Annotated in this window: 4 protein-coding genes, 1 tRNA gene and 1 rRNA gene; 5 read left to right on the forward strand and 1 reads right to left on the reverse strand. The window is 70.9% G+C overall.

What is annotated here, in order from left to right; genetic code table 11:
* A 5S ribosomal RNA gene (gene rrf, locus ACFRAV_RS17495) occupies positions 1-93 on the forward strand; the annotation flags it as partial.
* A gap of 243 nt (positions 94-336) precedes the next feature.
* Positions 337-409: transfer RNA gene (locus ACFRAV_RS17500), tRNA-Thr, on the forward strand.
* Between the two features lie 76 nt (positions 410-485).
* Here ACFRAV_RS17500 and ACFRAV_RS17505 read toward each other — a convergent pair.
* Positions 486-3,236: a SpoIIE family protein phosphatase gene (locus ACFRAV_RS17505; protein WP_382556360.1), complete on the reverse strand. Its 2,751-nt coding sequence runs from the start codon at positions 3,234-3,236 to the stop codon at positions 486-488.
* A 330-nt stretch (positions 3,237-3,566) separates the two neighbouring features.
* On the opposite strand from ACFRAV_RS17505, the gene ACFRAV_RS17510 reads away from it, so the two are divergent.
* The 3 genes from ACFRAV_RS17510 to ACFRAV_RS17520 all read left to right on the forward strand — a co-directional run bounded on the left by ACFRAV_RS17510 (position 3,567) and on the right by ACFRAV_RS17520 (position 12,930).
* Positions 3,567-8,996: a HAMP domain-containing protein gene (locus tag ACFRAV_RS17510; protein WP_382556363.1), complete on the forward strand. Its 5,430-nt coding sequence runs from the start codon at positions 3,567-3,569 to the stop codon at positions 8,994-8,996.
* A 301-nt stretch (positions 8,997-9,297) separates the two neighbouring features.
* Complete coding sequence (locus tag ACFRAV_RS17515; RefSeq protein WP_382556365.1) at positions 9,298-9,993, forward strand: two-component system response regulator; 696 nt, start codon at positions 9,298-9,300, stop codon at positions 9,991-9,993.
* A gap of 147 nt (positions 9,994-10,140) precedes the next feature.
* Positions 10,141-12,930, forward strand: a complete 2,790-nt coding sequence (locus tag ACFRAV_RS17520; protein WP_382556368.1) for a DNA translocase FtsK — start codon at positions 10,141-10,143, stop codon at positions 12,928-12,930.
* Positions 12,931-12,972: the final 42 nt, after the last annotated feature.

Here is a 12,972-nt window from a genome sequence, read left to right on the forward strand (position 1 = left end):
ACGCCCGGTTACATTCCGAACCCGGAAGCTAAGCCTCACAGCGCCGATGGTACTGCAGGGGGGACCCTGTGGGAGAGTAGGACGCCGCCGAACAAATATTGGGAAAGCCCCCGCACATTGTGCGGGGGCTTTCTGCATTTCCGGGCAGATCGCCCCAGGCCGGGGCGGCTCCGCTTCAGCAGACGGCCGGCGCCCCGGGGTGAGCGCCGCACAATTCTGGGCAATTGCGGGCGGACGTCCACGCCGCCGGCCCGCCGCTCGGCCTGGAGTTGGAATCCCCGCAGGTCGTGGGTTAGTATTCATGTGTCGCCGCGAGGGAAACCTCGAAACGACAAGGCCCCTATAGCTCAGTCGGTAGAGCGTCTCCATGGTAAGGAGAAGGTCAACGGTTCGATTCCGTTTGGGGGCTCAGCCACAAAGAGGCCCCGCCCATTCGGGCGGGGCCTCTTTGTGTTTCCAGGAGGGCCGGGCCTACCCGGCCCCCATCAGTCGGCCTGCAGCCCCGGCACCCGCATCGCCAGGATGGCCATGTCGTCCGACGGGGGCTCGGAGGCGAAGCGTTCCACGGCCCGCAGGACCCGTGAGGCGACCGCGCCGGCGGTGAGTCCGGTACAGGTCGTCAGGACGTCCGCGAGGCCGTCGTCGCCCAGCATGCGCATCCCCTCGCGGCGTTCGGTGACGCCGTCCGTGACGCAGAGCAGGACGTCGCCCGGGTCGAGGACGCGGGTCTCCTCGTAGAGCTCCAGGTCGTCCATGACGCCGAGCAGGGGCTGCGGCTCCGCCGCAGGCTCCACCGTGCCGTCCTGGCGCAGGCGGAGAGGGAGCGGGTGGCCGGCGCAGACCACCTTGAGCAGGGCGCTGCCGTCCTCCTGCGGCCACAGCTCTCCGTAGAGCAGCGTGAGGAAGCGGCTGCGTTCGCCCTCGTCGAGGATCGCGGAGTTCAGGCGCTGCAGCACGGCGGGGCCGCTGAGGCCCTCGCGGGCCAGCAGGCGCAGCGCGTGCCGGGCGAGGCCGGTGACGGCCGCCGCGTTGGGTCCGGTGCCGCAGACGTCGCCGATGGCGAAACCGTAGGCGCCGTCGCGGATGGGGAAGAGGTCGTAGAAGTCGCCGCCGACCTCGTTGCCCTCGCCGGCCGCCTGGTAGATGACCTCCACCTCGACGCCGTCGATCCGGGGGAGCTCCGGCGGGAGGAGGCTGCGCTGCAAGGACTGGCTGATCGCCGTGCGCTCCGAGTACAGGCGCGCGTTGTCCAGGGCCAGGGCGGCCCGGCGGCTGAGGTCCTCGGCCAGTTCCAGGGACTCCTGACGGAAGTGCTCGTCGGTGGGCTTGCCCAGGGTGAGCATGCCGATGACCCGGTTGCGGGCGACCAGCGGCAGGACGACCGTCTCGCCGCCCACCGCGGAGGCGGTGGCGAGGGTGGGGCCGATGCCGGAGGAGACCGTGGTGGGCTCGCCCAGGCCGAGGCTGCGCATGGAGGTGCGCAGGGCGGCGTCGTGGGCGGCCTTGAAGGGGGCGGTCCAGACGCGGGCGCCGGGGGTCGGCACCGGGTCGGGGGGAGAGATCTTGGAGAGCAGGGCCTTCAGCCCGTCGATCCGGTCCTCGTCCTCATGCAGGACGTACGACAGATAGGGGTCGGAGGACGGGTCGTTGATCGTGTAGACGGCGCACCAGGTGGCCAGCGTCGGCACCGTCATCTGGGCCATCAGGGCGAGCGTCTGGTCGCGGTCCAGGGTGCCCGCCAGGAGGTCGGACGCCTCGACGAGGAAGCTGAGGGAGCCGCGGCGGAGCCGCTCGAGCTCGCCCAGGCGGGCCGACTCGACGGCCAGGGCGATCCGGTCGGCGGCGAACTGAAGGCGCAGCGCCTCCTCGTTGGAGTAGCGGCCGGAGGCCTCCGCGGCGACGCCGAGGGAGCCGGTGAGGCGGCCCTCGACCTTGAGCGGGACCGTCACCACCGAGCGCATGCCGGTGCCGTCGAGCAGCGGGATGGAGCCCGGGGTGGCGGCGAGGTCGTCGTGGACGGCGGGCATGCGGGCCGAGCCGTAGCGGCCGGGGCCGGCCTCGACGGGGACGCGGGCGAAGCGCTGGCGGGCCGACGGCAGGCCGGTCGACGCGCGGACCTCCAGCTCGGTCTCGTCGTCGGTGGCCAGCAGCAGGAAGGCGGCGTCGGCGTCGAGCATGTCGCGGGCCCGCTCGACGGTGCGCTGCAGGAGGCCGTCCAGGTCGTCGGGGGCGGGGGAGCCGATGAAGACCTCGAAGGGGTCGGCGTCCCGGCCGTCGTGGTGGGCGGTGTCGCCCGCGGCGCCGCGGGAGGGGCTCTGCAGGACGGCGCGCTCCTCGTTGCGGACGAGGAGACAGACGGTGGAGGGGGCTCCCTCGGGGTCGCGGACGCGCAGGTGCGAGGCGTACACGGGCACGACGCGGCCCGCCGCGTCGCGGATGCCGTAGCTGCCTTCCCAGCGGGACAGCTGGAGGGCCTCGACGATGCCGGTGCTGGTGCCGGGGGTGTGCGGCCAGGCGGCGAGATCGGTGAGGGGCTTGCCGGTGACGGAGGAGGCCGGGTAGCCGAAGAGCTCCTCGGCGTCCTCGTTCCAGGCGCTGACGGCGCCGTCGTGGTCGATCTGGACGACGGCCACCCTGACCCGGCCGTCGGCGGCGGGGAGCATGTCGACGGGGAGCGCGGGGCCCGCGGAGCGGGTGCCTACGGCGCGGTCGGGGAGGTCGAGGTGGAACCAGACCTGCTTGCGGGTGGTCGTGTACTCGACGCCCCAGCGGGCGGCGAGGGCGGCGCAGAGCTGCAGGCCGCGGCCGCCCTCCTGGTCCGGGCTGCTCACAGGGTGCGCGGCGGACTGGAGCGGGACCTCCCGCTCGGGGTAGTGGTCGGCGACCTCGATGCGGACGCCGTCGTCGGTGCGCAGGCAGACGACGTCGGCGGCGGTGCCGGCGTGGACCACGGCGTTGGTGACCAGCTCGCTGGTGAGGACGACGGCGTCGTCGATGATGTCGGCGAAGCCCCAGCCCTGGAGGGTGTCGCGGACGAAGGAGCGGGCCGTGGCGACGGAGCGCCCCACTGGCTCGAAGCTGGCGGCCGCCCGCGCGGTGATCACAGAACTCCTCGTGCGCTCGTGGGCGTGGGTGTCCGGCGGTGCGTCCTGCGCGTGCCGCTGCTGAGCGGGGAACGCATCCGTCGGCCCGGTGTGCTCCGGAGTCGGGTCCCCCGAGATCAGTCCGGTCGTCATGTTCTCCGAGGCCGCCCCTCCGATGCCCACACTTCGTCTTACCACCGCCCAGGGCCGGACGGGACCGTTCGGCCCAGGCAGCCTCCTGCAAGGTTACTTACCTGAGAGGTCCGCGCGGATGCCGGTTGACGCCGATTCCGTCCGCAGTGTGTGCGGACGGTGTGCGGGCTTGCCGAACTGTTATGGCCTGGTTCGGCCGAAGTGAAACACTGGGCAGGCTTGATGCATACACCCCCGGCGCGTGGTTGTGACGGGAGGGCGACGTGAGCGTGGCCGAGGTTGCGGGCACGTGCACGGCAGTGGTTGGTCGATCCCTGCGGGAGGGACACAGTGGAGGCTGGCGCGGCGACGCGGGGCAGTAGGACGCGTGCGAAGGGCGGAGGCACCACCCAGGTGGACACGGCCGCGCTCAACAGGTTGCTGTCCGGCCTGGTGGCGATGCGGGACGGGAACTTCCGCAAGCGGCTGACGGTGTCCGGCGACGACGTCATGTCGGAGATCGCCGCCGTGTTCAACCAGGTCGCGGACCGGAACCTGCACCTGACGGGCGAGCTGGCCCGGGTGCGGCGGATGGTCGGACGTGAGGGAAAGCTCACCGAGCGGCTGGAGACGGGGGCCTGCGAGGGCTCCTGGGCCTCCGCGATCGACGCGTCGAACGCGCTGGTCGACGATCTGGTGCGGCCGGTGTCCGAGGTGGGCCGGGTGCTCTCCGCGGTGGCGGAGGGGGACCTGTCGCCCCGGATGGAGCTGCGGACCCGGGGCTCCGACGGCAGCGGGCATCCGCTGCGCGGCGAGTTCCTGAAGGTCTCGCGGACGGTGAACAACCTGGTCGACCAGCTGTCGCGGTTCACCGACGAGGTGACCCGGGTGGCCAGCGAGGTGGGCACCGAGGGCAAGCTGGGTGGTCAGGCCCAGGTGCGCGGTATGTCGGGTTCGTGGAAGGACCTGACCGAGTCCGTCAACACGATGGCGCACCGGCTCACCCTTCAGGTGCGGGACATCGCGCTCGTCACCACCGCCGTGGCCAACGGTGACCTTTCCCGCAAGGTCACCGTGCACGTCGAGGGCGAGATGCTCGAGCTGAAGAACACCGTCAACACGATGGTGGACCAGCTCTCCGCGTTCGCGGCCGAGGTGACCCGGGTGGCCCGTGAGGTGGGCACCGAGGGTGAGCTGGGCGGACAGGCGCAGGTGCCGGGCGTGGCCGGTGTGTGGAAGGACCTGACCGACTCGGTCAACCTGATGGCGGGCAACCTCACCGCGCAGGTGCGCGGGATCGCCGAGGTGACCACCGCGGTCGCGAACGGCGACCTGTCGCGGAAGGTGACGGTGAGCGCCCGCGGTGAGGTGGCGCAGCTGGCCGACACGATCAACCAGATGACCGAGACGCTGCGGATCTTCGCGGACGAGGTCACCCGGGTCGCCAACGAGGTCGGCGCCGAGGGCCGGCTGGGCGGCCAGGCGAACGTCCCGGGCGCGGCGGGGACCTGGAAGGACCTCACCGATTCGGTGAACACGGTCTTCCGGAACCTGACGACGCAGGTGCGGGACATCGCCGCGGTGACGACGGCGGTGGCGAACGGCGACCTGTCGCAGAAGGTCACGGTGGACGTGGCCGGCGAGATGCTGGAGCTGAAGAACACCGTCAACGGGATGGTGGACCAGCTCTCCGCGTTTGGCGCCGAGGTGACGCGGGTGGCCCGTGAGGTGGGCGTCGAGGGTGAGCTGGGCGGTCAGGCGCAGGTGCCCGGCGCGGCCGGCACCTGGAAGGACCTCACCGACTCCGTCAACACGGCGTTCCGCAATCTCACCGGTCAGGTGCGGAACATCGCGCAGGTGACGACGGCGGTGGCCAACGGCGACCTGTCGCAGAAGGTCACGGTGGACGTCTCGGGCGAGATGCTCCAGCTGAAGAACACCGTGAACCGGATGGTGGACCAGCTCTCCAGCTTCGCCGACCAGGTGACGCGGATGGCGCGGGACGTGGGCACGGAGGGCCGCCTGGGCGGTCAGGCCCGGGTGGACGGGGTGTCGGGCACCTGGAAGGAGCTCACCGACTCCGTCAACAGCATGGCCGGCAACCTCACCTCGCAGGTGCGCAACATCGCGCAGGTGACGACGGCGGTGGCGAGCGGCGACCTGTCGCAGAAGATCGATGTGGACGCGCGCGGCGAGATCCTCGAGCTGAAGAACACCATCAACACGATGGTCGACCAGCTGTCCGCCTTCGCCGACCAGGTGACCCGGGTGGCCCGTGAGGTGGGTACCGAGGGGCGCCTGGGCGGTCAGGCGCAGGTGCCGGGCGTGGCCGGCGTGTGGCGTGACCTGACGGACTCGGTGAACGGCATGGCCGGGAACCTGACGGCTCAGGTGCGCAACATCGCGCAGGTCGCGACGGCGGTGGCGCGCGGCGACCTGTCGCAGAAGATCGACGTGGACGCGCGCGGCGAGATCCTCGAGCTGAAGAACACCCTCAACACGATGGTGGACCAGCTCTCGAACTTCGCGGAGCAGGTGACCCGAGTGGCCCGTGAGGTGGGCACCGAGGGCATCCTGGGCGGTCAGGCCGAGGTGCAGGGGGTCTCCGGCACCTGGAAGGACCTGACCCAGTCGGTGAACTTCATGGCGAACAACCTCACCATCCAGGTGCGGAACATCGCCGAGGTCACCACGGCGGTCGCCAAGGGCGACCTGTCGAAGAAGATCACCGTCGACGCCAAGGGCGAGATCCTCGAGCTGGTGACCACCGTCAACACGATGGTGGACCAGCTGTCGTCGTTCGCGGAGCAGGTGACGCGGGTGGCCCGTGAGGTGGGCACCGAGGGCATCCTGGGCGGTCAGGCGCACGTGCCGGGCGTCACCGGCATCTGGAAGGACCTGAGCGACAACGTCAACCTGATGGCGAAGAACCTCACCACCCAGGTGCGGAACATCTCGCAGGTCGCGTCGGCGGTCGCCAACGGCGACCTGACGCGGCAGGTGACCATCGAGGCCCGCGGCGAGGTGGCGCAGCTCGGCGACACCATCAACATCATGGTGAAGACGCTGTCGTCGTTCGCCGAGCAGGTCACCAAGGTGGCCCGCGAGGTGGGCACGGACGGCATCCTGGGCGGTCAGGCGCACGTGCCGGGGGTGGCGGGCACCTGGAAGGACCTCACCGAGTCGGTGAACCAGATGGCGTCCAACCTGACGGGTCAGGTGCGCAACATCGCCATGGTCACGACGGCGATCGCCAAGGGCGACCTGACCAAGAAGATCGACATCGACGCGCGGGGCGAGATCCTCGAGCTGAAGACGACCATCAACACGATGGTCGACCAGCTGTCCTCGTTCGCGGAGGAGGTCACCCGGGTCGCCCGTGAGGTGGGCACCGAGGGCCGGCTGGGCGGTCAGGCGCGGGTGCGGGACGTGGACGGCACCTGGCGGGACCTGACGGAGTCGGTGAACGAGATGGCCGGGAACCTGACCCGGCAGGTGCGGGCGATCGCCCGGGTCGCCACCGCGGTGACCCGCGGCGACCTCAACCTGAAGATCGACGTCGACTCCTCCGGCGAGATCCAGGAGCTGCAGGACAACATCAACAAGATGATCGCCAACCTGCGCGACACCACCATCGCGAACAAGGAGCAGGACTGGCTGAAGGGCAACCTGGCCCGGATCTCGGCGCTGATGCAGGGCCGCCGGGACCTGGACGACGTGGCGTCGCTGGTGATGAGCGAGCTGACGCCGGTGGTGTCCGCGCAGCACGGGGCGTTCTTCCTGGCGATCCCGCCGGGGGACACCCAGGAGGTCGGCGCCCTCGACGGGGACGCGTTCGAGCTGCGGATGTTCGGCAGCTACGGCTACTCGATGGGGTCGATGCCGACGTCGTTCCGGCCCGGTGAGGGTCTGGTGGGCACGGCCGCGCAGGAGCGGCGGGCGATCCTGGTGGAGAACGCGCCCAGCGGCTACCTGAAGATCGCCTCCGGTCTCGGGGAGGCGCCGCCGGCGCAGGTGATCGTGCTGCCGCTGCTCTTCGAGGGCACGGTGCTCGGTGTGATCGAGCTGGCGTCGTTCACGCCGTTCACGCAGATCCAGAAGGACTTCCTCAACCAGATCGCGGAGATGATCGCGACCAGCGTCAACACCATCTCGGTGAACAGCAAGACCGAGGTGCTGCTGAAGCAGTCGCAGAAGCTGACCGAGCAGCTGCGGGACCGTTCGGCGGAGTTGGAGCAGCGGCAGCTGGCGCTTCAGGAGTCCAACGCCGAACTGGAGGAGAAGGCCGAGCTGTTGGCGCGGCAGAACCGCGACATCGAGGTGAAGAACACCGAGATCGAGGACGCGCGGCAGGTCCTGGAGGAGCGCGCCGAACAGCTCGCCGTGTCCATGCGGTACAAGAGCGAGTTCCTCGCCAACATGTCGCACGAGCTGCGGACTCCGCTGAACTCGCTGCTGATCCTGGCGAAGCTGCTGGCGGACAACGCGGACGGCAATCTGTCCCCGAAGCAGGTGGAGTTCGCGGAGACGATCCACGGCGCGGGATCGGATCTGCTGCAGCTGATCAACGACATCCTGGACCTGTCGAAGGTCGAGGCGGGCAAGATGGACGTCTCGCCGACGCGGATCGCGCTGGTGCAGCTGGTGGACTACGTGGAGGCGACGTTCCGGCCGCTGACCGCGGAGAAGGGCCTGGACTTCTCGGTGCGGGTGTCGCCGGAGCTGCCGGCGACGCTGCACACCGATGAGCAGCGGCTGCTGCAGGTGCTGCGCAACCTGTTGTCGAACGCGGTGAAGTTCACCGACAGCGGCGCGGTGGAGCTGGTGATCCGGCATGCCGGGGCGGACGTCCCGTCGGCGATCCGGGAGCAGTTGCTGGAGTCGGGTTCGCTGAGCGAGCCGAACGCGGAGATGATCGCGTTCTCGGTGACGGACACGGGCATCGGTATCGCGGCGAGCAAGATGCGGGTGATCTTCGAGGCGTTCAAGCAGGCCGACGGCACCACCAGCCGCAAGTACGGCGGCACGGGACTGGGTCTGTCGATCTCGCGGGAGATCGCGCGGCTGCTGGGCGGCGAGATCCACGCCCAGTCCGAGCCGGGCCGCGGTTCCACGTTCACGCTGTACCTGCCGCTGCACCCGAACGAGGTCCCGCAGCAGGGGCCCGGGGAGGGCGAGGCGCTGGAGGGTTCCCCGGCGCGGGCGGAGCTGCCCGCGGGGGAGACGCCGGCCGAGGTGAACTCCTACCGGGAGACGCAGAGCGGTCCGGCGGCCCTCTTCCGGCGCCGGCGCCGGGAGGAGCAGCCGCCGGCGCGGCCGGCGGAGGAGCCGAGGGCGGCGTTCGACGAGGGCGGGGCGGAGCGGTCCGCGGCGCCGTCGGCGGGCGCCCGGCCGGGTGTGCGGTTCCACGGCGAGAAGGTGCTGATCGTCGACGACGACATCCGCAACGTGTTCGCCCTCACCAGCGTGCTGGAGCAGCACGGGGTGGCGGTGCTGTACGCGGAGAACGGCCGTGAGGGCATCGAGGTGCTGGAGCAGCACGAGGACGTCACGATCGTCCTGATGGACATCATGATGCCGGAGATGGACGGTTACGCGACGACGACGGCGATCCGGCGGATGCCGCAGTTCGCCGGGCTGCCGATCATCGCGCTGACCGCGAAGGCGATGAAGGGCGACCGGGACAAGGCGATCGAGTCGGGTGCGTCCGACTACGTCACCAAGCCCGTGGACCCCGATCACCTGCTCGAGGTGATGGAGAGTTGGATGGGGCGGAAGTGATCCGCTCCGGGAGGTGAGAAACCGGCCATCGGGGGTAAGCGGGCTACAGAGGGTGGCCGTGGCCGCGTGCTGCCCGGTGGGCGAACCGTACTACCGGGAACCATTTGGTCTCGCGTCGCGTTTCCGCTGCATGCACAGTGACATCGCGGTGACAGGGTGTGGTGGCACCCGGGGTGCGGCTACGATGACCGGCACAAGGACGGACGGCGCAAGGGAGTCGTCCCCGCGGGCGGCGTCCCAGGACGTCGCCGCGAGTCCTGCGAACAGGGGCGGCCCCAAGCCGGGGCGAGGAGGACGGGCCATGGTGCAGAAGGCCAAGATCCTCCTGGTCGATGACCGGCCGGAGAATCTGCTGGCGCTGGAGGCCATCCTCTCCGCGCTCGATCAGACGCTGGTCCGGGCATCGTCCGGGGAGGAAGCGCTCAAGGCGCTGCTGACGGACGACTTCGCGGTCATCCTGCTCGACGTCCAGATGCCGGGGATGGACGGTTTCGAGACCGCGGCGCACATCAAGCGGCGCGAGCGGACCCGGGACATCCCGATCATCTTCCTCACGGCCATCAACCACGGGCCGCATCACACCTTCCGCGGGTACGCGGCGGGTGCGGTGGACTACATCTCCAAGCCGTTCGACCCGTGGGTGTTGCGGGCGAAGGTCTCCGTCTTCGTCGACCTGTACATGAAGAACTGCCAGCTCAAGGAGCAGGCGGCGCTGCTGCGGCTGCAGTTGGAGGGCGGCGGCGAGCGCCCCGAGGGCGAGGCCGTCAAGGAGGGCGCGGCGGGTTCCGGTCTGCTGGCCGAGCTGTCGGCGCGGCTGGCCGCGGTCGAGGAGCAGGCCGAGGCGCTGTCCAAGCAGTTGACCGACGAGGCGGCCGACGCCGCGGCGGTCGCCACGGCGGCGCACCTGGAGCGCAAGCTGAACGGCCTGCGCCGTGCGCTGGACGCGCTGGAGCCGGGTACCGGGGCGGCCGCGCCGAGGCTCCCGCAGCAGAGCTGAGCAACCGCGCCGCAGCGGTCGCTGAGAAGGTGTCACCGATGTCCCGCACGCCGCCGGCAGACGCCGTGTCGACCTCAAGGACGACACGAACGGGTGAAGGCCCGCGCAGGCGTGTCCCCAGGCGTCTCCCCCGGTAACCTCACCCTCATGGCCTCACGACCTTCCGCCGCCAAGAAGCCGCCCGCTCCCGCGAAGGCGTCCTCGGCCGCGAGGGCGCCGAGGCCCGCCCGGTCCGCGAAGGGCAAGCCGGTGGCCGGAAAGGTCGCCGCGAGGAAGGCGCCCGCGAAGAAGGCGGCCGCCAAGGCGGCGCCGAAGCCCGCCCCGAGTCCTACCAACGGTGTCTACCGGCTCGTCCGCGCCCTGTGGCTGGGTGTCGCCCACGCCGTCGGCGCCGTGCTGCGGGGCATAGGGACGGGGGCGAAGAACCTCGACCCGGCCCACCGCAAGGACGGCGTCGCCCTCCTGCTGATCGCGCTGTCCCTGATGGTGGCGGCGGGCACCTGGGCCGACCTGCAGGGGCCGGTCGGGGAGCTGGTGGAGATCCTGGTCACCGGCGCGTTCGGCCGCCTGGACCTGCTGGTGCCCATCCTGCTCGCCGTGGTCGCCGCGCGGTTCGTGCGTCACCCGGAGCAGCCGGAGGCCAACGGGCGGATCGTGATCGGTCTGTCCGCGCTGGCGATCGGTGTGCTCGGCGAGGTCCACATGGCGTGCGGGTCGCCCGCGCGCAGCGGGGGCATGCAGGCGATAAGGGACGCCGGCGGGCTCATCGGCTGGGCCGCCGCCACCCCGCTGGTCTACGCGACCGGCGCCGCGCTCGCCGTGGCGCTCCTGCTGCTGCTCACCGTGTTCGGTCTGCTGGTGGTCACCGCGACCCCGGTCAACGCCATTCCGCAGCGGTTGCGTGCCCTGGGCGTCAGGCTGGGCGTGGTGCAGGCGCCCGCGGCGGCGCCCGGTTTCGCCGAGGACGACGTGGTGGGGGAGGACGACGAGCGGTACGAGGAGCAGTGGCGCGAGGCGCTGCCCCGCTCCCGGAGCCGGCGTCAGCTGCCCCCGGCGGACGAGGACACGGCCGAGGCGGCCGGTCTGGACACGCCGGCCCGTGGCCGGGGCCGTTCCCGCCGCGGCGCCCGCCGCCCCGACCCGAACCGGCCGATGGACGCCGTCGACGTCGCCGCCGAGGCAGCCGCCGCGCTGGACGGGGCGATCATGAACGGGCTGCCGCCGTCGCCGCTGGTCGCCGGGCTCACCCAGGGCGTCACGGAGCGGGGCGGGCGCGGGGAGGACACCGAGCGCTCCGAGCCGTCCGTGCCGACCGCGCGGCCCGCGCCGAAGAACCTGCCGGTGCCCGCGCCGGAGCGGCTTCCGGCCACCACGGAAACCGTCCCGGACCTGACGAAGGCGCCGCCGGTCCGCGAGCACGACCTGCCGCCGCGCGCCGAACAGCTGCAGCTGGCGGGCGACATCACCTACGCGCTGCCCTCGCTCGACCTGTTGCACCGCGGTGGTCCCGGCAAGTCCCGCACCGCCGCCAACGACGCCGTCGCCGCCGCGCTGGGCAACGTCTTCAAGGAGTTCAAGGTCGACGCGGCCGTCACGGGCTTCACCCGGGGCCCGACGGTCACCCGGTACGAGGTCGAACTGGGGCCCGCCGTCAAGGTCGAGCGGATCACGGCGCTCACCAAGAACATCGCGTACTCGGTCGCCAGCCCCGACGTGCGGATCATCAGCCCGATCCCCGGCAAGTCCGCGGTCGGCATCGAGATCCCCAACACCGACCGCGAGATGGTCAACGTCGGTGACGTGCTGCGGCTCGCGGACGCCGCCGAGGACGACCACCCGATGCTGGTGGCCCTCGGCAAGGACGTCGAGGGCGGATACGTGATGGCGAACCTGGCGCACATGCCGCACATCCTGGTGGCCGGCGCGACCGGCTCCGGCAAGTCCTCCTGCATCAACTGCCTGATCACCTCGATCATGATGCGGGCCACGCCGGAGGACGTGCGGATGGTGCTGGTCGACCCCAAGCGGGTCGAGCTCACTGCCTACGAGGGCATCCCGCACCTGATCACACCGATCATCACCAACCCCAAGCGGGCCGCCGAGGCCCTGCAGTGGGTGGTGCGCGAGATGGACCTGCGCTACGACGACCTCGCGGCGTTCGGCTACCGGCACATCGACGACTTCAACGAGGCCGTCCGCAGCGGCAAGCTGAAGACCCCGCCGGGCAGCGAGCGCGAACTCCAGCCGTACCCGTACCTGCTGGTGATCGTGGACGAGCTCGCCGACCTGATGATGGTCGCCCCGCGCGACGTCGAGGACGCCATCGTCCGCATCACCCAGCTGGCCCGCGCCGCCGGCATCCACCTGGTGCTCGCCACCCAGCGGCCCTCGGTGGACGTCGTCACCGGCCTGATCAAGGCGAACGTGCCCTCCCGGCTCGCCTTCGCGACCTCCTCGCTGGCCGACAGCCGCGTCATCCTCGACCAGCCCGGCGCCGAGAAACTCATCGGCAAGGGCGACGGTCTGTTCCTGCCGATGGGCGCGAACAAGCCGATCCGCATGCAGGGCGCCTTCGTCGCCGAGGACGAGATCCGCTCCGTCGTCGAGCACTGCAAGGAGCAGATGACGCCGGTCTTCCGGGACGACGTGGTGGTGGGCACCAAGCAGAAGAAGGAGATCGACGAGGAGATCGGCGACGACCTCGACCTGCTCTGCCAGGCCGCCGAACTGGTCGTCACCACGCAGTTCGGCTCCACCTCCATGCTGCAGCGCAAGCTGCGGGTCGGTTTCGCCAAGGCGGGCCGCCTGATGGACCTGATGGAGTCCCGTCAGATCGTGGGCCCCAGCGAGGGATCCAAGGCCCGTGACGTCCTGGTCAAGGCGGACGAGCTCGACGAGGCCCTCGCCCGGATCCGCGGCGAGAGCACCGGCGAGTAGCGGCCCGGCGCGCGGCGGATCGCGCGGGGCCCGCCGCGGATC

The organism is Streptomyces sp. NPDC056600 (genome assembly GCF_042792855.1).
In the GTDB taxonomy this organism is placed as follows: Bacteria; Actinomycetota; Actinomycetes; order Streptomycetales; family Streptomycetaceae; genus Streptomyces.

Excerpts from the sequence above, each read along its gene's own strand:
- ACFRAV_RS17505 (WP_382556360.1), bottom strand. The coding sequence starts at position 3,236 with ATGACGACCGGACTGATCTCGGGGGACCCGACTCCGGAGCACACCGGG.
- ACFRAV_RS17515 (WP_382556365.1), top strand. The coding sequence starts at position 9,298 with ATGGTGCAGAAGGCCAAGATCCTCCTGGTCGATGACCGGCCGGAGAAT.
- ACFRAV_RS17520 (WP_382556368.1), top strand. The coding sequence starts at position 10,141 with ATGGCCTCACGACCTTCCGCCGCCAAGAAGCCGCCCGCTCCCGCGAAG.